A 21,048-nucleotide genomic window follows, 5' to 3' on the forward strand; every position below is an offset into this window, starting at 1 on the left:
TCGAGAGACCGACAATTAGGTGCTCGGGCACTCAGTAGTGCCACGGGTAGTCGTCGAAATCGGGGTCACGACCCTCGACGAATGCGTCCCGTCCCTCCTCAGCCTCGTCGGTCATGTAGCCCAGCCGGGTCGCCTCGCCCGCGAAGACCTGCTGGCCGACCATTCCGTCGTCGGTCATATTAAAGGCGTACTTGAGCATCCGCATCGCCGTCGGGCTCTTGGAATTGATGCGCTCGCCCCACTCGAGGGCGGTCGACTCTAACTCCTCGTGTGGCACCGCTTCGTTGACCATGCCCATCTCCGCGGCTTCCTCGGCGGAGTAGGTCTTCCCGAGGAAGAACACCTCGCGGGCCTTCTTCTGACCGATCTGCTTGGCGAGGTAGGCCGAGCCGAAGCCGGCGTCGTAGCTCGCCACATCGGGGTCGGTCTGGAGGAACTTCGCGTGCTCCTCGCTCGCGAGCGTGAGATCACAGACGACGTGCAGCGAGTGACCGCCGCCGACGGCCCAGCCGGGGACGACGCAGACGACGACCTTCGGAACGTGCCGGATGAGACGCTGGACCTCGAGGATGTGAAGTCTCCCCTGCTCCGATGCCCGTTCTTCGTCTCCTTCATACTGATAGCCGTCCTCGCCGCGAATCGTCTGGTCACCGCCGGAACAGAAGGCCCAGCCGCCGTCCTTCGACGATGGACCGTTCCCGGTCAGCAAGATGCAGCCGACATCCGTCTGGCGCTTGGCGTGATCCAGCGCGTCGTACAGTTCGTCGACGGTCCCCGGTCGAAAGGCGTTGCGGACGTCGGGTCGGTCGAACGCGATCCGAACCGTTCCGGAATCGACCGCCCGGTGGTACGTGATGTCCTCGAACTCGTCGTTCATGTCCGCGACCGGCTTCCACTGCTCCGGATCGAAGAGTTCCGAAACCATTTGCTCGAGAGTCGTCGGCGATAGCTGAAATAGGTTCGCGTCACGAGTCGGCCCAACCCGTGCCGTCACCGACCGGCGGCATATCTCATGGCCCTGCGGAATGGGATTTCAATCTCGGCGGTCGAAAGTGAGACGATGGCATTTAAGTTAGCCATTTGACTTTACTGCGTATGAATCGCACGCTCGCCGGTTCGGCCATACTTGGTTTTCTCGGCGGACTCGTGAACGTCGCAGTGACGCGTACATTGCTCACTCACGTGGACTCTCCATTCTTCGAACTGGGGAGAGACGCGGCCCCGAACGCGGTAATCATTAGGTCCATACGTGACACACCCCAGCTCTGGATCGGCGTATTCGCACTCGGCTTCGTCCCATTGTTTATCACCGCCAGTACCAGATTACTCGCGCCTACTGGTGGATTCGCCGCGCTTCTTGGCGGTGTCGCGTACGTCGTATTGACGTCCCCGTTTCCCCAGGGAGAGACCAGTGCCTCGGGAATATTCGTCAACGGACCGTTCTACGCATCGAACTACGCGAAGTCGTGGTACGCGTGGCTTTCCTTGTTGCTGGTTGCCGGCGTCGCCGAGTTCGCACTTCGACGCGGGTACGGGCTCCGCGATGGGCGACTTCGACATCTTCCGGATCTCTCTCTGTCTCGGTCACAGTTCTGGTCAGTCACCCTCGTCATGGGTGCCCTCGTCGGTCTCGGTGTCGGACTTTTGAACCCCTTGTATTACTATCAGTCGGACCTGTCCACCGTTCTCGCCGTTCTCGTAACGGCCGGGGCCGCGACGTGGATTGCCCTCGCCGCACTGCTGTCGAGAGGACTCGTCACACCGCTCGCCCTGGACGCGTACTGGGCGCAGGGGATCGTCGCCGCCACAGTGTTTCCGCCCCACCCTTCTCCGGAGTCTCATACGCACCCGGAACTACTGTTCCTATTCCTGTCCGTTGCCGTATCGCTCCTCGGACTCCTCGAGTTGGCGATCCGATCTCGCTACCGCGGCTGGGATGGCGGTTCCTTCACCGGCCGAACCGATACGCCGGAGTGACTTGTGGGCCGCCGGCCGGAATGGACGTGGATCGAACGGTATCGACGCTGTCTCGGCCAGAGCCAGTAGATAGCGCATTTCCCATCCGCTCGAGACCGGATCAGCAGTGCCCCGATTTCATATAGCATAATAGGATTCATCCGTCTCAAATCGTCCGATCTGATGCGACGATCAAATCGTAAGATCGGCGTTCACATTCGGAGCGTTCCGAGTCGACGCCGACACTCATCTAGCCAAAGTGATTTTTTATCCGGCCGGTCAACTTGGTCACAAGATGGGCGAGTCGTACTACGAGATACTCGAGGTTGACCCCGGTGCGACTCGAGACGAGATCGAGTCGGCCTACCGGGAGCGCGTTCTCGAGACGCATCCGGACCACTCCGACGACCCCGACGCAGCCGAGCGGTTCCAGCGCGTTACGGCCGCGAAGTCAGTCCTCACCGACGGGACGGAACGCGCACGCTACGATCGACTCGGTCACGACGCCTACGTCGGGCTCGCCCGCGGCCCTGCCGGCGGGGCCAGCTCGAGCGGAGGGGGCGAGGAACCCGAACGAGCAGCGTCGAACGCCCGACGACCGAACGCGGCGTCGTCGGGCCACGGCACGGAAACAGGGGGCTCCGCTACCGACAGCGAGCGGACGACTCAGGGTAGTGCCCGCTCGAGCGAGGGATGGACTCGAGACGGAGCCGGGACCGACCAGGACACTCGAGCGGGGAACCACCACGCTCGCCAGCGGGCCAGACGGCAGCGGCGACGGAAGCAGCGTCGGGCGACGGACGAGTGGCCGTTCGACGGCGACCGGTCGTCCGGCAGCGGCCGTTCGGACTCGAGATCGGCGGCCGCGGCCACAACGGCCACAGGAGACGACGGCGAGGATGGCTTTCGCTACGCGGTCCACGACTGGGACGGCGAGGTCGACCTCGAGTGGGAGGGACCACCAATCGACCGGACGACGGCGGTTTCGGTGGCGTCGATCGCACTCCTCTATCCGATACTCGTCATCGCGAGTCTCACACCGATGTTTTCGCTGCCGGTCAACGGAATCGTCGCCGCGTGCACGCTCTTGCTGGTCGGTTACCTGCTCACGATGCCTCGACTCGCGATAGTGACGTTCGGCGTCTGGAGCGTCCTCTTTCCGGCCGGGATGGTCGGGTTTTCGCTGGTCGATCCGCTCTCCCTCTTTGGCTTGCTGGCGCTCGGATTCGCCTGGGTGCCGTTCGGCTACGCCGTTGCCCTCTGGTGGGTCCTCCGGCCATGAAAGTCGAGGATATTTGCATAGACGCTGCTCGTGTGAAGAGAGACATTTGTTCGTGAGATTGAGATCAGAAGATGAGTGTCCTGCTCCCGTGGACACAGGGGATTTCCACACCCTCCCCAGCCGATTCGCTCACTCTTTTCAGTCGTTCGCTCATCCCTCGCACAATGTCATCGATCGTCCTCACTATCGTTCGGACGACCGATAGCGCGCGCCACCGCATGCCGGTTCATCAATCGAGGACGAGCCCCGAAATCCAAATCAGTCCGAACTGTCGACAGCATCGTCCTCGAGCACGCTGGCAACTGCGTCCGTAACCCGCCCTGCGAGTGCGTCGCGCCGCCGGTGGTTCGCTTCGGAATCGAATTCAACGGCGAGAACCTGCGTTCCCGCGGTCTCGAGCGATCGACGATACGCAGCGGTAAAGTCAGCGGGAGTCACGCGCTCGAACTCGAGGCCGTACAGCTCGCCGAGCGCGTCGAACTCGAGGCTGTGGGGCGTTTTGAACTGCTGGGTGAACGGCGGGTCGAACTCCTCGATCGGGAGTTTGTGGAAGATACCGCCGCCGTCGTTGTCCAGCAACACGATCGTCGCGTCCACGTCACAGCGATCGACCGCGAGCAGCCCGTTCGAGTCGTGATAGAAGGCCAGATCGCCGGTGACGAGCACGAGCGGGTCGTCCGTCGCACTCCCGGCGCCGAGCGCCGTGCTCGTGATCCCGTCGATCCCGCTCGCGCCGCGGTTCGCGAGCACCGTCAGCTCCGCGTCTCGCGGTCGGCCGAACCGGTCGGCGTCCCGGATCGGCATGCTGTTCGAGACGAACACCGTCGCCGGATTCGGCGCGTTCGAAAAGACGGATGCGAGGATCGCGCCCTCGAACGGCTCCGACTCGAGTGCACTCGCCGTCAGCGCCTCGTTTCGAATCTCCCAGTGGCGGCGCTCGGCGTCGTCGAAGGCTGCCAGCCACTCGGCTTCGATTTCGCTGTCGGTCGCATCCGCGCCGGCTTCGGCCTCGAGTCGCTCGCGCAGCCCATCGAAGACGGTGCCGGGTGCGGCCGCGAGCAGGTCCGTCGCGGTGAACGTCGCCTCGCGCCAGTCGCCCGCGGGGTCGATCAGGAACTGGCGAGCGTTGGCGTCGCGCAGGGCGTGGCGCAGCGGTTTCGAGGTCGGCGACGCGCCGAAGCGGACGACGACGTCCGGATCCGGGAGTTCGTCGACGTAGGCGTCGTAGCCGCCGTAGACCGGGCCGTCAGCGCTATCGTCCCCGATGTGGGGACCGAACCGCAGCCCCGAAAGCGGGTCGGCGAGGATCGGCGCGCCGACGCGCTCGGCGACTGCGACGACGTCCGCGGGCTCGAGGCGGGTCAGATCGACCGGATCGGCCGGCCCGGCGACGATCAGGGGCCGGTCGGCGTCCGCGAGCGCCCGAACGAGCGGTCGGTACTGGTCGTCCGAGAGCGTCCGCTCGCCTGCCGTGGTTTCGACGAACGCGCCGTCCCGCCCACCTCCGGCGAGCGTCTCGGCGAACGACTCGGGAACGTCACCGGGCACGTCGATCGGCTCGAGGGGCTTGCGGAACGGACAGTTGAGGTGGACGGGACCCGGCGGGACGCCGGTCGTTTCGGTGAGCGCTCGCACTGCGGTCGTTCGGAGGCTGCGCACTTTTCGCTCGTCGGGTTCGGGTTCGGGCAGTTCCGCATCCCACCGCACTGCATCGCCGTAGAGCTTAACCTGATCGACGGTCTGATTCGCGCCGCTGTCGCGGAGTTCGGGCGGGCGATCGGCCGTGAGCACCAGTAGCGGGACGCGCGCCTGATCGGCCTCTATCACTGCAGGGTGGAAGTTCGCCGCGGCCGTCCCAGAGGTGCAGACCAGCGCAGTCGGCTCGCCGGTCCGCCGGGCGCGACCGAGCGCGAAGTAGGCCGCCGAGCGCTCGTCGAGATGCGAGTAGACGTCGATGTCGTCGTGCGCTGCGAAGGTCACTGTCAACGGCGTCGATCGGCTGCCGGGCGCGATGCAAACGGCCTCGAGGCCGCCCTTTGCGAGTTCGTCGGCGAGAACGCGACCCCAGAGGGTCGCGCGGTTAGGTGCAGTCATCGTGTTACGTGCTATCGCAATTCATCGAGGATCGGCCGGAACTTCAGCTGTACTTCCTCCCACTCTTCGTCGGGATCGCTGTCGGCGACGATCCCGTTGCCCGCGAACAGCGTCACCGCCCCGTCGCCCGCGACGCCGGAGCGAAGCGCGACCGCGAACTCACCGTCGCCAGCGGCGTCGAACCAACCGACCGGCGCGGCGTACCAGCCTCGATCGAACGGCTCCGTGTCGCGGATCGTCTCCCAGGCCGCGTCGGGCGGAACGCCGCCGACAGCGGGCGTCGGATGGAGCGCCTCGACGATCTCGAGGACGTGTCGATCGCCATCGAGAATCGCCTCGATCGGCGTCTGCAGGTGCTGGATGGTCGCTAATCGGCGAATCGTCTGCTCGCTAACAGTGAGGTCGCGTGCGAGCGGCGCGAGTTGCTCGCGGATCGCGTCCACGACGAGTTCGTGTTCGTGCTGGAACTTCGCGTCTGCTCGCATCCGGTCGACGTGTGCCTCGTCTTCGGCCGGCGTCTCCCCTCGAGGGACCGAGCCGGCCAGCGCCTCCGTTTCGACGCGGTCACCACGTTTCGAGACGAGCCGCTCCGGCGGAACACCGAAGAACGTGCCGCCGACGTCCTGTCCGACCAGAAACCGGTAACAGTTCGGGTACTGCCGTCCCAGCTGCTCGAGCGTCGCGGGGACGTCGATCGGCCCCTCGAGGTCGACCGAGAGGGCCTGCGCCAGGACGACCTTCGTGAGTCGTCCCGCGGCGATCCGCTCGAGGGCGGTTTCGACCTGCTCGGTCCACTCCGCCGGCGAGGTCGTGCGCCGCGTCCCGGCGACGCCAGGAGGGGAGTCGTTCGGGCGGCTCACCTCGTCACTCGACGACGCCGTCAGGCGGCCGTGCCAGTGCTCGAGACGGTCCTCAGCCTCGTCGATTCGGCTTCCGACGGCCGTCACCCACGTCCCGTCGTCGGGACGGGTCACGAAGACTTGCGGGACGACGAACGCCGCCGCGTCGAAGCCGATCCAGGGCGGGCCCGGTTCGTGACCGTCGTGAAAGGAAAAGCCGCCGAACGCTCGTGGCCGTGCGTGTTCGGGGCCGTCGTGATCGAGGCCCTCGAAGGTCCGCTCCGCCTGTGTTCGAATCCGGTCGAATCTGTCGGTCCCGCCCGCGGTGAAGCGAGCGGCGGCACCGCGACCGACGAGTTCGTGACCATCGGGTGTGGTCCACTGTACGCGCCATTCGGCGCTTCCGTCGAGAATCGCACTGACGGAGCCAGCTTCGAGTTTGCGACTCCGACTGACGAGTTCGACGGCGTCGTCCGTCGACTCGGTCTCGCCCGCCAGTCGACCCTCGCCCGACGATCGATCCATCTATCCCACGTCGGGACCGCCCCGCCTTCAGCCTAACTATTTGCCGACCGTTCCCGAAGTGGGCTAGCTGTACCGCTCTTCTTGCCACGGATCCGCGGTCTGCGAATAGCCCCGGCGCTCCCAGTACCCGCGCTGGGATTCCGTGAGGAACTCGACGCCGTCGACCCACTTCGCGCCCTTGTAGGCGTACTTATGCGGCGTGACCACGCGAACCGGGCCGCCGTGATCGTCGGGCAGTGGCTCGCCGTCGAACTCCCACGTGAACAGGACCTCCTCGCGCATGCAGTCCTCGAGCGGCAGATCGGTCGTGTAGTCGTCCAGCGCCGAGAACATGACGTGAACTGCGTCGTCGTGAACACCGGCCTGCTTGGCGATTTCGGGGAACGAGACGCCGGTGAATTCGCAGTCGAACTTGCTCCAACCGGTCACGCAGTGAAAGTCCTGCCGCTGCGTGACGGACGGCAACGAGCGGAACTCGTCCCACGAGAAGGACAGTTCCTCGTCGACCGCGCCGGTAACGGTAAACTCCCACGTCTCGGGGTCCCAGTCGGGCGTCCCGCTCTTCGAGAGGACGGGGAACGCGGACGTCTCCCGCTGTCCCGGTGGCAGCCGCTCGTCGCCGAACTCCTGATAGAGGTCCGTAACGTCCGTCGTTTCCATGTTCGTGCGTACGCCGCGAGCGACGTATGTCTGACGCCATCACCTGAGAGTCGCGTTCGATTCGACCGCATGGCCGGTCTGTACTCGATCCGACGCTCCGATACCCCGGGCCGATCGAGCCAAATTGATAGCTGCACACGAGTCTCACAGTAGACGCGACCGGCCCGCTCGGGCAAGCCGATATTGCCACGACGGCGCCAGGACAACAACTGATCGAAACGATACCGTCGCGGACACAACTCGGGGGTTCCCAGCGAAACCCTCGTCATCCCTTAGTACAGTCTCGCCGACGACTCGCATTGCATGGCGAGCAGACAACAACTAACGGAACGGGAAATGACCGGACAGGAACCAGAAGAGATCGGCGAGCAAGCGATGGGGCCCGCGTTCGTCGCGTCGGCCGCAGCGGTCGGCCTCTCGCTGTACTACTTCTTCCTCCGCGGAGAGCGCCAGCTCGGTGCGTTTATCGGCCTCTGGCCGCCGACCATCCTCGCGTTCGCGAGTTACTTCAACCAGCGGAAGATGACCAAGCAACTCGAGACGCTGACCCAGCCCGGGACGAAGCTGAAGGACGCGTTCGATTCGATGATGGGCAACCGCTAGGTCGACCCGCTACGCCGGTTCCGTACCCACGCGGCCTCGCGTATCGTCTTCGACTTTTCTTCGAACGCCCCCATCGTTTCGACGAGACGGATCGCTGGTTCCGAGTACTATGGACTCCCCGTCAAACCTAAATACCCCCTCGCCGAAAGCCGAATCAGATGCCGAAAGTAGAGATCACCATACCGGAGCACCTCGAGATGCAGATCGCCCAGATGGTCGAACGCGGCGAGTTCGTCAACCGCGAGGAAGCGATCGAGGATCTCCTGTCGACGGGTATCAAGGCATACAAGACCAGTGGCCCCTCCGACGACGAGGACGGGGCAGGAACCGGCGGTACCGGCTTCGAAGACGACGGCATGATGGGCCACGACGACGAGTACGTCTTCTGACTTATACTCCGACCGCGAGCAACGGAATTCCAAACGCGATTGCTGCGCCGACCAGCGCGACGAGGGCACCGATGGCGACGGCACGCGACGAGTAGTCGCTCATCGGTGCGGTCGTTCGTTCGGCGTCGAGATCGTGACCGACGTCGGCTCCCGAGTCGTCATCCGCGGCGGTTTCGGTGTCGTCCGTCATACCCGCTCGTTCTCGACTCGGTCACTTAAGAACACCTACACGGATCGCCACCACCGGGAGTCGACGGCGGATGCTGGTCCGTTTCCTCGAGTCGACGCGCTCCCCTCCTGAGTCGACGGTCCGTTCCCGCATTACCCTGCCGTTCGATCCAGACGCCTTTACTACCCGGAACGCGAACAAAGCAGTAGTTACCACATGGTCCTGACCAAGCGAGTCATCCCGTGTATCGACGTGGACCTCGACGAGGACGGCAACCCGGCAGTTTACACCGGCGTCAACTTCGAGGATCTGAAATACACCGGCGATCCGGTCGAGATGGCCCGCGCGTACAATCGTGCGGGCGCGGACGAGTTCGTCTTCCTCGACATCACCGCCTCCGCGGAGGGACGCGAGACGATGCTCGACGTCGTCGAGCGCGTCGCCGACGAGGTCTTTATCCCCCTCACGGTCGGTGGTGGCATCCGCACCACGGAAGACATCAAAGAGACGCTCCGCGCCGGCGCTGACAAGGTCTCGATCACTACCGGTGCGCTCGAGCGACCAGAACTCGTCAACGAGGGCGCTCGCGCATTCGGCAGCCAGTGTATCGTCATCAGCGTCGACGCTAAGCGGCGATTCGACGAACAGGGCGAGCACTACGTCGAGATCGACGGCGAGTCCTGCTGGTTCGAGTGCACGAAGAAGGGCGGCCGCGAGGGGACCGGGATCGACGTCCTCGAGTGGGCCGCAGAAGCCGAGTCCCGCGGCGCCGGCGAGCTGTTCGTCAACTCGATTGACAAGGACGGTACCAAAGACGGCTACGACCTGCCGCTGACGACGGCCGTCAGCGAGACCGTCGATACGCCGGTCATCGCGTCGTCGGGCTGTGGCGGTCCCGAAGACATGTATGACGTGTTCACCGAGGCCGGCGCCGACGCGGGACTCGCGGCGTCGATCTTCCACTTCGACGAGTACTCGATCGAGGAGACGAAGGCCTACCTCGACGAGCACGGCGTCCCCGTTCGCCTCTGAAATCCACGGCATCCCCGTTCGCCTCTAAAGTCACTGCTTCGTACGAGTCGTCCGAGAGCCGGCGAGCATTCCGTCGCCCTTCCAATACGTTTATTCCGTCGCAGTCCTCCTTTCCGAGCAGTGAAATGGCGGTGTACGCGGTGTGGCAAACCGCACGCGGAGAACGAGCCCCCCTGTGACGAGTGCGGGCACAACGCCTTCGAGAAGGCGATCGTCCGCGTTGACGATGGAAGCCAGAGCGGGACCGAGGGCGGTGTCGATTCCGATCCAGAACTGACGGAATCCGGAACCGTCGACACCGGCCCCGATTACGTCTGGGCCTGCACGAACTGCGGCCGAAAGCACGTCCGGAACACGCCGCCGTGTTCGCGCTGTGGCAACCCCGACCTCGAGCGGGTCGAGCAGACCTACGAGGGCCTCGAGCGAGAGCTGGCCACGCCGAGCTGGTTCGAGGTCGCGAAACCGTATCTGCCGATTCTCGTCGTGATGGGGGTCGTCGTCGCGCTGTTCGCGACGGGCGTTATTTCCCCGTCGGTGTTACCGGGTATCGGGCCACCGTCGCCGCCCGACGCGCCCGGCGAGGGGACCGAGGTCGCCGGGATCGATCTCGAGGCGACGGAGGAAGAGATTCACGATCGGCTCGAGGACGAACGGGAGTCGTCGGAATCGCGAACGCACGACGACGGACTCGCGGCGTACGCGGAGTATCAAAACCGCGGGTTCGTCGCGATGGAGTTCGACGGCCGAGAGCCCGAGGCCGTAGACGTCGACGAGTTCGATCACGGCTGCGGTGACTCGCGGGTCGCCAGTAGACCCCTGACTCTCACCGATGTATCGGTCCAAAACTACAGCGACGAGTCGGCGTTGGGCGACGCCATCGCCGAGGAACTCCTCGCGGAGTACGGTGACAACGTGCTGACCGGCTTCGACGCCGAGGGGTTCGACGTTCACAGAGCGCCCAACGGGGACGTCTTCGTCTTCTACGCAGCGTGTTGAGTGTCCCTCCTGAGCACGGTGGGACCGAAATCAGCCTCTCGAACGATCGGACAAAATCCTCGAGAGACAACTCGAGTGGAATAGCATACGGAAGGAGTGTACCAGTTCGAAATCGAGCGGCGTCCGATCAGCGGTGACTGCGACTGCGGTCGTCTGCCGGTTCAGGCCGCGGCTTCGAACGCGTCGCGGAACGAATTCGCTTTCTCGCGGACGGTTGCGGCTCCCTCCTCGAGCGCCTCGAGCGGATCCGCGCCGCCCTCGGTCTTGATCGTCAGGATCGGCTCGGTCTGACCGCCCGACTGTTCGGGGTTGACGTCGTAGGTTGCTGCACTCACGTCGTCGTGCTCGAGCAGTGAGCCCTTGAGCACGTTCATGAAGGTGTGGTCCTCGCCGGCGATCTCGATGGACAGTTCGTCCTCGGTGCTCTCGGTGACCCGCAGTTCCATGGCTGCTACTCCGGTCGTCGGCCGCTTGTACCTTTCGAAGCCGACGCTCGTCGCGGTTCGCCGCGACTGTCACCGGCCCAGTTGCGCGAGGCGGCACGGCTCGAGCCGGATAGCTGACGGCGTTCGCTGAAGGCAAACCACTATACGGCCCCGTTCGAACCACGGCATATGCGCTTGCTCGCGACCCTGCTGGCGGTCGTCGTCACCGCGTCGCTGGTCGGGTCGATCGCAGTCGTCAGACGGATCCACCGGCCGGCGCGGCGCTGGCGCGACGTGGCCCGGGAACGGCTCGTGTACGGTGTTCCGTGGGGTTCGCTCGTGGTGATCGCGTTCGTCCTCGCCGTCTATCTGTTCGTCCAAAGCGGGATCGCGGACTTCGATAATCCCGTGACGATCCCCTTCCGCACGTGGTCGTACTTCTATCCGCTCGGGATGGTGACGGCAGCGTTTTCCCACGCCGGCCCGAGTCATCTCATCGGCAATCTGGCCGGAACGGTCGTCGTCGCGCCGCTCGCCGAATACGCCTGGGGACACTACCCCGACGAACGCGAGCCGCGGCGGGCTGACTCGTGGCGCACCGATCCGCGAGTGCGCGCGTTCGTGCTCTTTCCGCTGGCCGTCATTGGAGTCGGACTGGTGACCGGCCTGTTCGCGCTCGGCCCCGTAATCGGTTTCTCGGGGGTCGTCTTCGCCCTCGCCGGGTTCGCCATCGTCCACTATCCGATCGTGACGATCGTCGGGACCCTCGGCGTCCAGAGCGTCGTCCTGCGGCTCTACTCTGCGCTGCAGAACCCGATCAGTGTCTACACCGCCCAGCCGAGCCCGCCGTCAGCGCCGTCCTGGGCCGGCATCGCCATTCAGGGCCACGCGCTCGGACTCTTCATCGGCTTCGTCCTCGGTGTCGTCCTCCTCGAGCGACGGGGTACCCGTCCGAACCCGCTTCGGCTCTGGCTCGCCGTCCTGTTGTTCGGGTTCTCGAAGGGGCTGTGGGCCATCTACTGGTACGGTGCCGAGAACACCTTCGTGCTCTTCCAGGGACCGGGCGTCGCTATCGTCTCGGTGCTCGCGCTCGTGGTCATGCTCTCGATGACCGCTTCGGAGACGCCCCTCCTCCCGCCGCGGCTCCGGCAGCTGTTTACTCGCTCGAACGAGCGAACTGCGGGGTCGACCGCTGACGCCGAGCCGTCGGTCGCCCGATCGCTCGAACTGGCCGGCGGTGGCCGCGGTGACGGCGTCGTCACGGCCCGTATAGACCGTGTTCGCGAGATCGTCGATGGAAACCGACGGGCTCGCGAGTCGGGCGGCCTCTCGGATCTGACCCGCAAGGGAGCCGCGTTCCTGGCGGTTCTCGGTATCCTCGCGCTCCTCGCCGGCATGGCGATTCCCGCGAATTTCCTGGTCGTCGACGATTCGACCGCCTCCTCGGACGCGGCGGTGCAGATCGAGGACTACACCGTGGAATACGTCGAGGGCGTTCCCAACGGACTCGTCACCGGGATCGGTATCGAGGCCCTCGAGGACGACGAGGGACTCGAGTCCAGCGGGGTGATCGTCGCCAGCGACCACCGCGAGATCTGGTTCGAAGCGGTGAGCGCCCAGCGGCTCGCGTTTACCGGCGAGGAGACGGTCTACGTGGGTGGCACCGGCTGGCGCGAGGCAGTCCACGTCGAACGCACCGGCTGGGAACCGGTCGGAAACGACGTCGTCTATCAGGTCTGGCTGTGGGAAGACGGGGCGGACCGACAGCTCGCACACGAATCCAACGACTCGAAGGCCGAAGCCCAGATCGCCGGCCGAAACGTGACGATCGGCTCCGACGACGGGACGTTCGTCCTCGGCGTCGGCTCGAGCGATACCGATGCCGTCGCGACAACACCGATTCCGGACGAGAACGGAACGGTGACGGCCGGCGGACTCACCTTCGAGCGCGAAAACGAGACGATCTACGCGGCCGCCGACGGGACGCGGGTTGCGGTCGCGAGTCAAGAGACGTACAACGGCTACTGATCGATCGGGTTCTCTGCACCGGGGAAACTACCGTGCGGTGGCGCGCGCTGTCGACCGCCCGAAGTGAAAACGAGGGCGGTCGATGACTTGTGCGAGGGATGAGTGAGGGAGCGGAGCGACCGAACGAATCGGTTGGGGAGGGTGTGGAAATTCCGTGTTGCCAGCAGTCGCAAAACGCTCGATGCATCACTATTCGCTCGAGGCGTCGTCGCTTCACGGAGTCGCTCGAGTGTTCACCACCAGTCACTTACGAGACGACCATTCGATGCGAAAGACCTCGGCCTCGAGCGTCTCCTGTGCCGCGGTGTGAAACTCGAAGCGCTTCGGAATCGGGAACTCGGCCCGGAACGCGTGGGTCACCGATCCGCCCTCGTCGTCTGCGAACGATTCGACGAACGCCTGACTCCCCTCGTTGTGGATCGTGTAGGAGACGGCTCCGATCTCGCGGGCCGTCTCGAGGAACGCCCGATCCGCGTGTCGGTTCCCGCGCTGGGCACCGAAGGGCGGGTTCGAGAGGACGGTGGCGTCGGCGAGCGAAAACGGATGGCGGGAGACGTCGCCGCGGAACCACTCGATCGGATAATCTCGGCTGCCACCATCACCGCCACCGCCCGCAACCGCCCGCTCGTTCCGACGGGCGACCTCGAGTGCCCCCGCATCCAGATCGATCCCCGCGACCCGGTCGGCACCGGCGAGCGACGCCGCGATCGCGAGCATCCCCGTTCCGGTACCGAGGTCAACGACCCGTCGCTCGAAATCGCCCTGTAACCCCGCCAGATGGCAGAGATGAGCCGCCAGCTCCGCCGGCGTCAGATACTGTTCTAATCGAACCGATGGCTCGGAGAAGTCCTCGATCGACTCGAGTCGACGGGCGAGCGTGCGCCGAGACGGACCGGACATCCCTGCCGGTCAGTGCTCGACCGAAATCGGTCCCTCGAGTTCGAACGCGAGCCCCTCGCGGTCGGCCCGTTCGGCACAGGCCGCCAGCGCGGGGCGAACCTTCTCGGGGTCCGCGACGTCGTCGACGGTGACGGTCACGGTTCCGACGCCGAGGAAGGAGCCGGCGCGCACGTAGCCCCGGATGCGGTCGATTTCGTCCTGCGTCGCGAGCGAGCAGTCCTCGTCGAAACACGCCGCGACGGTCAACTCGGCGGGGATCAGCCCGTCAGCGGTCAGTTCGCGCTTGAGATCGCGGAGATATTCGGGGGCGGTCGACTCGAGCGCAGTCGCCTCGAGGGCGACGGGAGTGGCATCGGCCGGCTGACACCGGTCGATCGCGGACTCGGGTGACGATGTCGTACTCATTGCTGTGCCATACATGGCTTGCATACAAAAAGTTTGTTGAATACGCAGTAGTAATACATACAGCTCGATGTGTCGCCGAGCGTGATGCCGTCTCGGAGAAGGGACGATCCCCTCACGGGAATTCGAGCGGTCGGATTTATGATAAAATAGAATAGAGTTAAGAACATCCCGTGAAAGTTACAGGTATGGACGAGTGTCCACGGTGTGGGGGGACCATCGAAGAACTCTCGCTCGGCGACGTGTCGACGATTTCGTGTTCCCGGTGTGGGTTCGCCGACATCCCCGTCGAACACCAGCCGGCCGGTGCGGATGTCGAGTCCTGGCGAGACGCCTTCAATCGATTCTACGAGGAGTCGGCCGATACCTGAACTCGAGCCATCCCTTCGCGGTGCTCGAGGTCGAACGAATACCGCTCTAAGAAAACCGTGATCCGCAGAACCGACGGGTTACTCGTTTGTGGCCGCCGCTTCGGCCTCTTCCGCTTCCTCCTCGTGATCGATGTCCTCGTCGGAGCGGGCCGCGACGAGGCCACCGCGTGCCACGCTGTACAGCGGTTCGTTCGCGTGCGTGACGCCGCTGATCGAGAACGGAATGTTCGCCTCGCCCAGGTGGTCCTTGAATAAGGCCTCGAAGCCGCTGGGGCTCGAGGTGCCGCCGGTGACGACGACGGGCACGTCCAGTCCTTCTTCGACGTCTTCCTCGTCGACTTCGCTGACGATGTTCTCGATGACGTAGTCGAGCAGGTTCTCGTAGTAGATCGAGAGCGCACCCTCGACGCCGCCGACATCAGTTGTGAAGTCGAGTTCGAAGTCGTCTTCCTTGATGGAGGTGACCTTGTCGACGGGCGTGCCCGTCGCGCGCGCAGCTTGCTCGTCGACCCAGTCGCCACCGCGGGCGACGGAGAACTTCATGACGGGGACCGCGTAGTAGGAGAGACAGACGTTCGTCATCCCAGCACCGAAACTGATCCCCAGGCCGGTGAAGTTGTTGTCCGCGAGTTCGGAGTAGATGACGGACATCCCCTCATTGATCGGTTCGGAGTCGTACCCCATGTCGTCGAGGAAGGACTCGATCGTCTTCTGGTGATACAGCGTCGAGAGATCCGAGTCGATCGGATCCGCCGGGGACGAGAAGTAGAGCTTCTCGTCCGGATAGGCGGGCTCGCCGACGACCTGTTCGATGATGAGCTTCATCATCGGGATCGCGCTCTGCTCGTCGTTCGAGAGGATCCCGTGTTTCATCGGGCGGCGGGTCTCCTTGTTGAAAATATTCGCGAAGTTCAGGGCGTCGTCGCCGACGACGTACACCTTGTCGTCCTTGCGAATGTGGAGGACTTCGCTTCGCGAGAGCATCTGCTCGGCCATATCCGAGTACTCAATCTCTACGAAGGAGTTGCGCTGTTGCACGAAAACCGTGTCGTTCCCATCCTGCTGTGCTGACAGGATGTTCATCGTACCGACGTCCAGGCCTTTAGCCATGTGTTGGCAAGGCCACTCGCGGATTATAAATCTATGTGCGAAACTTTCGGAACTGATACTATGAAAGACGCGTCTATTTCTTTCCGCTTTGCCGTATTAATTCCTCTTTACCAGATTTCGGAAGCGCTCGAGCAGACTCGAGAGCGGTTTCGTCACCGTTTCGATCGCACCGTCGTCGTCGGCCGTCGCCAGTTCTTCGGCCCGCTGTTGCTCCCGAAGTTCTTTGAGCTTCGCCGTCTGGTCGTCGACCGTCGAACTCGAGGTGGTTTCCTTCGTTTCGCCGCCTTTCAGTCCTTTGAGACCCGCGACCTGCGAATCGACGCCCGTCGAGCGAGTGGTCGTCGTGCCGGCGTCGGAATCGATGTCGATATCGTCGAGGGTATCGCTCGAGAAGTTCAATCGCTTGTGTTCGGTCTTCTGGACGCCGCCCCACGAGAGTTCAACGCCCTCCATCGCGTCGTCGATGTCCTGTTGAATCTCCGCGTCGGTCAGTTCGGGCTCGTCGTCCGCGTCATCGTCGGTCACGACCGCCTCGGCTTGCTGTGCCATATCGAGGTAGTGGGCGATCAGTGCTGCGCCCGTCGAGGCAGCAATACCGGCGAGGCCGACGGCGTACACGGCGACTACCTGCACGGTGTAGTCGTCGCCGTAGCCGTTCCAGTTATCGGGATAGACGAAGAGAAAGCCGACGACCGCAGCGGCGGTGATCGCCGCGCCCGTGACCGACGCGTACAGCATCCGCCGTTCCGACGGGAGGAGAGTAACGATCCCCAGCATCACGACGGGAAGCGCCATCATCGCGAGGGCGTACGCGGGACCCACCCACGCGAAGTAGCTGGCAGACCGGGCATCGAACGCGTTGCCGACGAGGAAGAGCACCAACGCGACGACTGCCAGTCCGATTCCGCCCAGGAACAGACCGAATCCGACGTAGACGTCGGTTCGATCCTCCGGTTCACCGATGTATCGACGATAGAGGTCGAAGAGATACCCGTTTTGGACCTGTTCCGCTGCCATTAACCCCCAGTTTACGCTCCAGTACTATGACTGTTGGGACGGGAAACGAACCGAACGTCGTTCGAAACGACCATCGGTATCTAACCGGAAACGACCATCGGTATCTAACCGGAAACGACTGAGATAGTCGACTGGAAACGGCCCGCTTCTGCAGCTGAATCCGTCCGCGATCAGCTGCTGTGAGCCGTTTCGGGACACACCGAACGGCCCGTGTCACACCGTTCCTGACTCCATCCTGTCGCCGACGATGGATACGTGATTTGATCAGCCTCCAATCTGTAAAATGCTGTAAATCAGCCCATAGTTTGATATCAGTCGGCTCATGAAGTACCACTATCTCAAAGTATGGCTGGTGATACGAACACCGTCCTCGTTGCGGACAACGTTCCGGCCGTTGTCACGAATCTGCAATCGTGGCTCGCCGAGGACTATCAGGTCGAGACGACGACCGACGGCGATGAGGCGCTTTCGCTCGTCGAAGACGCCGACGCAGCGCTGGTCGGCTGCAATCTCCGGACGGCGGCCGGAGCCGTCGTCGCGGCCGAGATTGAACACCGGGCGACGGCACAGACGATGGCAATCCTCTGTGACGCCCACGAGGTCGACCCGCTTCCCGCCGTCGGCGACTCGCTCGAGAAACCAGTCGAAAGCGCGCCCCTTCTCAAAACCGTCGACCGACTCGTCCGTCGCGCCCGGTACGAGGAGCTACTCGCGGAGTGTACGACACTCGCTGCCGAGCGCGGCGCGGTCGAATCACGCGGCGACGCCGAATCGAACGAGGAGTACGAGACCCTGCAGCGACGACTCAACGAGGTGTTCACGGAGCTAGACGAGCTGGTGGAAACCTTCGACGGCGAAGACTTCCGGGCCGCGTTCGCGACGTGTGAGTTCGGTACCCCGTCCCAGCCACAGTCCGCGAGCGAGCATCCCTGATCGGAGTCAACGCTGATCGGAATCTCCGTTACGTTACTCAGAAGTACTCTCGTCTCCACTGAACGGCAGCAGACTCCCGATCGAACGTCGGCTGTCTGATTAGTGTACAAATCGTTTCAGTTCGAAGTCAGAGTAGTGCGTAACACGTACCGTGAAACCGCTCGCGAGAGGTATCAGCTCATTCGCCTTCAGCCCGGCGAATTTTCCCGTTTCGACACAGCGTGCAGTATATACGTTCGTGGCCGTTAGGACGGTCAATGAGTCAGGAGTCGGAGTACACCGAGGGGGACCTCCGGAACACGGGAATGAGTCTGAAGCACGATCGCGAGTGGGATTACGAACTCGAGGAAATCGTCGATGCGATCGAGGAGCGTGACGCCACGAAGGTCGGGCTGCAGTTCCCCGAGGGGTTGAAGCGACGCGGGCCGGCCGTCGCTGACGACCTCCGTGCGCTGGCCGACGACGACGTGACGTTCATGCTGTCGGGCCAGCCCTGTTACGGCGCCTGCGATCTCGATACGTATCTGATGAAGCGGACCGACGTGTTCGTCCACTTCGGACACTCGCCGATGAAGGACACGGACAAGGTGATCTACGTCCCGCTGTTCTCGAACGTCGAAGTCACGCCGATCATGGAAGAATCGCTGGAGACCCTCGAGCCGCCCGAAGAGACCGAGGGCGTCGGCCTCGTCACGACGGCCCAGCACATGAACCTATACGAGGAGATGACGGAATTCCTCGAGGAACACGGCTACGAGGTCCAGAGCCGTCGCGGCGACGAGCGGCTGACCAACGAGGGACAGGTGCTCGGGTGCAACTACGCGAGCGCGGATGTTCCCGCGGATCAAGTCCTCTACGTCGGTGGCGGGAAGTTTCACCCGCTGGGGCTGGCGATGGAACATCCGGACAAACACGTCGTCATCGCGGACCCGGTCAACAACGTCGTCACCGTCGCGGATACGGACAAGTTCCTGAAACAGCGCTACGGTGCGGTCCACCGCGCGATGGACGCCGAGAAGTGGGGCGTCATCTTCTGTACCAAGATCGGACAGGGGCGTTGGGACATGGCCCAGGAAATTATCGACGACAACGACAACGCCTATCTCATCACGATGGACGAGGTTACGCCGGATCGCCTGCGGAACTTCGATATGGACGCGTTCGTCAACACCGGCTGTCCGCGAATCACGACCGACGACGGCCCGCAGTTCCACAAGCCGATGCTCACGCCCGGCGAGTACCGGATCGCCGTCGGTGACGAGCCGCTCGATAGCCTCTCGTTCGATACGTTCCACGGCACCTGGTAGCACTTCGAGACCGCGCTAGCGGCTTTCCGCTGGTTTTGGGTTCAATCAGTCGATCAATTCAGTTCCAGTCCCAATGAGCGTCACGAGTAGCAGTCACTCAATACAATAGTTATGCATTCTACTATGAACAGAATATATCCTTACGTCCCGTGTGGAATTAACATATTTGATTAATTGTTTTCCGTAGAAGCGGTAATAGAGTGCTAAATCCAAATCAGTTTGGGGGAGTTCTTTTGCTCGCTAGTCACCGATTAGTAGTAGATGAGTAACTCAGCTTCGGGCAGAGCGGTGACCGCTGTTCGCGACGAACTCTTTGATATCCTCTCGGACACCTCTCGACGGGCCGTTCTCCGGATTGTGACTGAGCAATCACCTGTTGGAATCGCGAAAAACGATCTTGCGTTTCAGCTCGCAGCAGTACTAGCGGACAAACCGCTCGCTTCGGTCTCCGAGAACGATTACCAGCAGGCGCACGCCGAACTCCATCACCGGCACGTGCCGCATCTGACGAATACCGGCCTCCTGGCAGAGACCGACGACGGATCGATCGTGACCGGCGACCATCTAGCGTACGACGATCCCCGTCTCGAGGAAAGTATTTCGGGGGACCGCGACGCAGATCGGGAAGCGCTCGACACCGTGTTCCGCGCACTTGCCGACGAACGACGGCGGACGATTCTCTCGGTACTGAGCGAGCAGTACCATCCGATCGGGACCGAAACGCTCGCTCGAGACGTTGCCGCTCGTGAAGCCGAGACGACCGAGCGCGAGGTCTCGCAGGAGCGCGTCGATGACGTCCGGCTGTCGCTCGTTCATCTCCACCTGCCGCTGCTGTCCGACGCCACGCTCGTTGGGTACGACGCCGAGACGGCCCGCGTCTCCTATGAGGGCCATCCCGACGTTCGCGCCGAATGGATCCGGCCTGCAGACGGTGCCGAACCGTCCGACGGCGCGGCCGCGAGTATCGAGGAGAGTGCCGACGTCCGTACCCTCGAAGGTTCCCCGCCGTAACACGTGAGCCGGCCGCTTCCAGCACTGATGTCTTTCTCTCTCCGTTTCTGAGTCGCACCCCTTGCACTCGGCGAAACAGGACAATCAGCAGAGACGATAACACTTACCCAGTCGGTTCCCGAAGCCGCAGGTATGATTCACAGCGACTGGGGCGACTGGCTCGTCCGGGATGTAGAGAACGCGAATCCGGCCGGCGTCGCGATCTGGTATCACGGCTGTAACGGCTTCGTCGTCAAAGGATCGGCGGGAACGACGATCTACATCGATCCGTATCTCGGACTGGGCGATCCGCCGCGGACGACTCGCATGATTCCCGTCCCGTTCGATCCGACGGACGTCGAGGAAGCCGACGCGGTTCTCGCCACTCACGAACACACTGACCACGTCGACGGGCCGAGTCAGGCTCCGATCCTCGCGAATACCGGCGCGACCTTCTACGCGCCCGACGACAGCCTCGCTGTCGCCCGCGAGGACGAAGCCTGGACTGACGAGTGGGACGTGACGGACGAGCAACTGACCGAGGTCGCCGAAGGCGAGACGTTCGATGTCGGCGAGTTCACGATCCACGTCGAGATTGCGCACGATCCGGACGCGACCCACCCCGTGAGCTACGTGGTCGAACACGACGCCGGGACCTTTTTCCACGGCGGCGATACGAAACCGACGGACGAGTTCGAGCGGGTCGGCGACGAGTATGACATCGATCTCGCCGCGCTCGCGTTCGGTGCCGTCGGGCGGATTCCCGACAAGCAGACCCGCGAACCGAAGCGAACCCGCTGGTACAACGACGAGAACCAGATCATCGAGTGTGCCGCCGCCCTCGAGTGCGAGCGGCTCCTGCCGAGTCACTGGGACATGTGGAAGGGGCTCACCGCCGATCCGACCGTGCTTCACCACCACGCGGCGAGCTTCGACCATCCGCGGCGACTCGAGATCACCGAGATCGGCGATCGCGTCGACCTATAAGTGAACGGTTACGATTTGCCAACCAGACTGTCC

At 63.5% G+C, this 21,048-nt stretch carries 22 protein-coding genes; 12 read left to right on the forward strand and 10 right to left on the reverse strand.

From position 1 onward, the window contains the following. Positions 1 to 31: 31 nt before the first annotated feature. Positions 32 to 925, reverse strand: a complete 894-nt coding sequence (locus HYG81_RS37165) for a 1,4-dihydroxy-2-naphthoyl-CoA synthase (RefSeq protein ID WP_180841176.1) — start codon at positions 923 to 925, stop codon at positions 32 to 34. Between the two features lie 170 nt (positions 926 to 1,095). Here HYG81_RS37165 and HYG81_RS37170 point away from each other — a divergent pair, with 170 nt between their 5' ends. Together HYG81_RS37170 and HYG81_RS37175 are read left to right on the forward strand one after the other, a co-directional pair. Next, positions 1,096 to 1,977, forward strand: coding sequence for a hypothetical protein (locus HYG81_RS37170; RefSeq protein ID WP_180841177.1), 882 nt, complete (start codon positions 1,096 to 1,098; stop codon positions 1,975 to 1,977). Between the two features lie 274 nt (positions 1,978 to 2,251). Further along, a complete protein-coding gene (locus tag HYG81_RS37175; protein WP_180841178.1) occupies positions 2,252 to 3,238 on the forward strand; it encodes a J domain-containing protein in 987 nt (328 codons plus the stop codon). Between the two features lie 258 nt (positions 3,239 to 3,496). Here HYG81_RS37175 and menD read toward each other — a convergent pair whose 3' ends face one another. The 3 genes from menD to HYG81_RS37190 form a co-directional block, all read right to left on the reverse strand. After that, positions 3,497 to 5,332 (reverse strand): 2-succinyl-5-enolpyruvyl-6-hydroxy-3-cyclohexene-1-carboxylic-acid synthase, encoded by a 1,836-nt coding sequence (gene menD, locus HYG81_RS37180; RefSeq protein ID WP_180841179.1) that lies wholly within the window; start codon positions 5,330 to 5,332, stop codon positions 3,497 to 3,499. Between the two features lie 11 nt (positions 5,333 to 5,343). Next, on the reverse strand, positions 5,344 to 6,696 hold the full coding sequence (locus tag HYG81_RS37185; RefSeq protein WP_180841180.1) for an isochorismate synthase: 1,353 nt from the start codon (positions 6,694 to 6,696) through the stop codon (positions 5,344 to 5,346). 63 nt (positions 6,697 to 6,759) lie between these two features. Then, positions 6,760 to 7,356: a sulfite oxidase-like oxidoreductase gene (locus HYG81_RS37190; RefSeq protein ID WP_180841181.1), complete on the reverse strand. Its 597-nt coding sequence runs from the start codon at positions 7,354 to 7,356 to the stop codon at positions 6,760 to 6,762. A gap of 303 nt (positions 7,357 to 7,659) precedes the next feature. On the opposite strand from HYG81_RS37190, the gene HYG81_RS37195 reads away from it, so the two are divergent. After that, on the forward strand, positions 7,660 to 7,959 hold the full coding sequence (locus tag HYG81_RS37195) for a hypothetical protein (RefSeq protein ID WP_180841182.1): 300 nt from the start codon (positions 7,660 to 7,662) through the stop codon (positions 7,957 to 7,959). Positions 7,960 to 8,117: 158 nt separating this feature from the next. Then, positions 8,118 to 8,348, forward strand: a complete 231-nt coding sequence (locus HYG81_RS37200; RefSeq protein ID WP_180841183.1) for a ribbon-helix-helix domain-containing protein — start codon at positions 8,118 to 8,120, stop codon at positions 8,346 to 8,348. Between the two features lies 1 nt (position 8,349). On the opposite strand, the gene HYG81_RS37205 is transcribed toward HYG81_RS37200, so the two are convergent. Continuing rightward, the gene (locus tag HYG81_RS37205) at positions 8,350 to 8,538 is read right to left on the reverse strand and encodes a DUF7550 family protein (RefSeq protein WP_180841184.1); all 189 of its coding nucleotides are present in this window, start codon (positions 8,536 to 8,538) and stop codon (positions 8,350 to 8,352) included. A gap of 195 nt (positions 8,539 to 8,733) precedes the next feature. Between HYG81_RS37205 and hisF the strand changes: the two genes are divergently transcribed. Continuing rightward, positions 8,734 to 9,549: an imidazole glycerol phosphate synthase subunit HisF gene (gene hisF / locus HYG81_RS37210; protein ID WP_180841185.1), complete on the forward strand. Its 816-nt coding sequence runs from the start codon at positions 8,734 to 8,736 to the stop codon at positions 9,547 to 9,549. A 120-nt stretch (positions 9,550 to 9,669) separates the two neighbouring features. Beyond that, the gene (locus tag HYG81_RS37215; RefSeq protein ID WP_180841186.1) at positions 9,670 to 10,545 is read left to right on the forward strand and encodes a Zn(II)2Cys6 transcription factor domain-containing protein; all 876 of its coding nucleotides are present in this window, start codon (positions 9,670 to 9,672) and stop codon (positions 10,543 to 10,545) included. A gap of 161 nt (positions 10,546 to 10,706) precedes the next feature. Here the strand turns inward: HYG81_RS37215 and HYG81_RS37220 are convergent, their stop codons facing one another. Continuing rightward, positions 10,707 to 10,991, reverse strand: a complete 285-nt coding sequence (locus tag HYG81_RS37220) for a DNA-directed RNA polymerase subunit L (protein WP_180841187.1) — start codon at positions 10,989 to 10,991, stop codon at positions 10,707 to 10,709. Between the two features lie 168 nt (positions 10,992 to 11,159). On the opposite strand from HYG81_RS37220, the gene HYG81_RS37225 reads away from it, so the two are divergent. Beyond that, positions 11,160 to 12,998: a rhomboid family intramembrane serine protease gene (locus tag HYG81_RS37225; protein WP_180841188.1), complete on the forward strand. Its 1,839-nt coding sequence runs from the start codon at positions 11,160 to 11,162 to the stop codon at positions 12,996 to 12,998. Between the two features lie 243 nt (positions 12,999 to 13,241). Here the strand turns inward: HYG81_RS37225 and HYG81_RS37230 are convergent, their stop codons facing one another. Next, positions 13,242 to 13,898: an METTL5 family protein gene (locus HYG81_RS37230; RefSeq protein ID WP_180841189.1), complete on the reverse strand. Its 657-nt coding sequence runs from the start codon at positions 13,896 to 13,898 to the stop codon at positions 13,242 to 13,244. A 9-nt stretch (positions 13,899 to 13,907) separates the two neighbouring features. Then, on the reverse strand, positions 13,908 to 14,303 hold the full coding sequence (locus HYG81_RS37235; protein ID WP_180841190.1) for a DUF7961 family protein: 396 nt from the start codon (positions 14,301 to 14,303) through the stop codon (positions 13,908 to 13,910). Between the two features lie 185 nt (positions 14,304 to 14,488). On the opposite strand from HYG81_RS37235, the gene HYG81_RS37240 reads away from it, so the two are divergent. After that, the gene (locus HYG81_RS37240; protein WP_180841191.1) at positions 14,489 to 14,671 is read left to right on the forward strand and encodes a zinc finger domain-containing protein; all 183 of its coding nucleotides are present in this window, start codon (positions 14,489 to 14,491) and stop codon (positions 14,669 to 14,671) included. 78 nt (positions 14,672 to 14,749) lie between these two features. On the opposite strand, the gene HYG81_RS37245 is transcribed toward HYG81_RS37240, so the two are convergent. Further along, complete coding sequence (locus HYG81_RS37245) at positions 14,750 to 15,781, reverse strand: disk-shape morphogenesis protein volactin (RefSeq protein ID WP_180841192.1); 1,032 nt, start codon at positions 15,779 to 15,781, stop codon at positions 14,750 to 14,752. A gap of 96 nt (positions 15,782 to 15,877) precedes the next feature. After that, entirely contained in the window at positions 15,878 to 16,798 is a 921-nt protein-coding gene (locus HYG81_RS37250; RefSeq protein WP_180841193.1) for a cell division protein CdpA domain-containing protein, read from the reverse strand. 345 nt (positions 16,799 to 17,143) lie between these two features. Here HYG81_RS37250 and HYG81_RS37255 point away from each other — a divergent pair, with 345 nt between their 5' ends. From HYG81_RS37255 to HYG81_RS37270, 4 genes are all read left to right on the forward strand, one after another. Beyond that, entirely contained in the window at positions 17,144 to 17,731 is a 588-nt protein-coding gene (locus HYG81_RS37255; RefSeq protein WP_180841194.1) for a HalX domain-containing protein, read from the forward strand. A 257-nt stretch (positions 17,732 to 17,988) separates the two neighbouring features. Then, positions 17,989 to 19,038, forward strand: coding sequence for a diphthamide biosynthesis enzyme Dph2 (gene dph2 / locus HYG81_RS37260; protein WP_180841195.1), 1,050 nt, complete (start codon positions 17,989 to 17,991; stop codon positions 19,036 to 19,038). A gap of 261 nt (positions 19,039 to 19,299) precedes the next feature. Beyond that, complete coding sequence (locus tag HYG81_RS37265; RefSeq protein ID WP_180841196.1) at positions 19,300 to 20,049, forward strand: DUF7344 domain-containing protein; 750 nt, start codon at positions 19,300 to 19,302, stop codon at positions 20,047 to 20,049. A gap of 132 nt (positions 20,050 to 20,181) precedes the next feature. After that, positions 20,182 to 21,015 carry an MBL fold metallo-hydrolase gene (locus HYG81_RS37270; protein ID WP_180841197.1) on the forward strand — a complete coding sequence of 278 codons (834 nt, stop codon included), beginning with the start codon at positions 20,182 to 20,184 and terminating at the stop codon, positions 21,013 to 21,015. Positions 21,016 to 21,048: the final 33 nt, after the last annotated feature.

Source organism: Natrinema zhouii, from assembly GCF_013456555.2.
Taxonomy (GTDB): domain Archaea; phylum Halobacteriota; class Halobacteria; order Halobacteriales; family Natrialbaceae; genus Natrinema; species Natrinema zhouii.

Excerpts from the sequence above, each read along its gene's own strand:
- HYG81_RS37165 (WP_180841176.1), bottom strand. The coding sequence starts at position 925 with ATGGTTTCGGAACTCTTCGATCCGGAGCAGTGGAAGCCGGTCGCGGAC.
- HYG81_RS37170 (WP_180841177.1), top strand. The coding sequence starts at position 1,096 with ATGAATCGCACGCTCGCCGGTTCGGCCATACTTGGTTTTCTCGGCGGA.
- HYG81_RS37175 (WP_180841178.1), top strand. The coding sequence starts at position 2,252 with ATGGGCGAGTCGTACTACGAGATACTCGAGGTTGACCCCGGTGCGACT.
- menD (WP_180841179.1), bottom strand. The coding sequence starts at position 5,332 with ATGACTGCACCTAACCGCGCGACCCTCTGGGGTCGCGTTCTCGCCGAC.
- HYG81_RS37185 (WP_180841180.1), bottom strand. The coding sequence starts at position 6,696 with ATGGATCGATCGTCGGGCGAGGGTCGACTGGCGGGCGAGACCGAGTCG.
- HYG81_RS37190 (WP_180841181.1), bottom strand. The coding sequence starts at position 7,356 with ATGGAAACGACGGACGTTACGGACCTCTATCAGGAGTTCGGCGACGAG.
- HYG81_RS37195 (WP_180841182.1), top strand. The coding sequence starts at position 7,660 with ATGGCGAGCAGACAACAACTAACGGAACGGGAAATGACCGGACAGGAA.
- HYG81_RS37200 (WP_180841183.1), top strand. The coding sequence starts at position 8,118 with ATGCCGAAAGTAGAGATCACCATACCGGAGCACCTCGAGATGCAGATC.
- HYG81_RS37205 (WP_180841184.1), bottom strand. The coding sequence starts at position 8,538 with ATGACGGACGACACCGAAACCGCCGCGGATGACGACTCGGGAGCCGAC.
- hisF (WP_180841185.1), top strand. The coding sequence starts at position 8,734 with ATGGTCCTGACCAAGCGAGTCATCCCGTGTATCGACGTGGACCTCGAC.
- HYG81_RS37220 (WP_180841187.1), bottom strand. The coding sequence starts at position 10,991 with ATGGAACTGCGGGTCACCGAGAGCACCGAGGACGAACTGTCCATCGAG.
- HYG81_RS37225 (WP_180841188.1), top strand. The coding sequence starts at position 11,160 with ATGCGCTTGCTCGCGACCCTGCTGGCGGTCGTCGTCACCGCGTCGCTG.
- HYG81_RS37230 (WP_180841189.1), bottom strand. The coding sequence starts at position 13,898 with ATGTCCGGTCCGTCTCGGCGCACGCTCGCCCGTCGACTCGAGTCGATC.
- HYG81_RS37235 (WP_180841190.1), bottom strand. The coding sequence starts at position 14,303 with ATGAGTACGACATCGTCACCCGAGTCCGCGATCGACCGGTGTCAGCCG.
- HYG81_RS37240 (WP_180841191.1), top strand. The coding sequence starts at position 14,489 with ATGGACGAGTGTCCACGGTGTGGGGGGACCATCGAAGAACTCTCGCTC.
- HYG81_RS37245 (WP_180841192.1), bottom strand. The coding sequence starts at position 15,781 with ATGGCTAAAGGCCTGGACGTCGGTACGATGAACATCCTGTCAGCACAG.
- HYG81_RS37250 (WP_180841193.1), bottom strand. The coding sequence starts at position 16,798 with ATGGCAGCGGAACAGGTCCAAAACGGGTATCTCTTCGACCTCTATCGT.
- HYG81_RS37255 (WP_180841194.1), top strand. The coding sequence starts at position 17,144 with ATGGCTGGTGATACGAACACCGTCCTCGTTGCGGACAACGTTCCGGCC.
- dph2 (WP_180841195.1), top strand. The coding sequence starts at position 17,989 with ATGAGTCAGGAGTCGGAGTACACCGAGGGGGACCTCCGGAACACGGGA.
- HYG81_RS37265 (WP_180841196.1), top strand. The coding sequence starts at position 19,300 with ATGAGTAACTCAGCTTCGGGCAGAGCGGTGACCGCTGTTCGCGACGAA.
- HYG81_RS37270 (WP_180841197.1), top strand. The coding sequence starts at position 20,182 with ATGATTCACAGCGACTGGGGCGACTGGCTCGTCCGGGATGTAGAGAAC.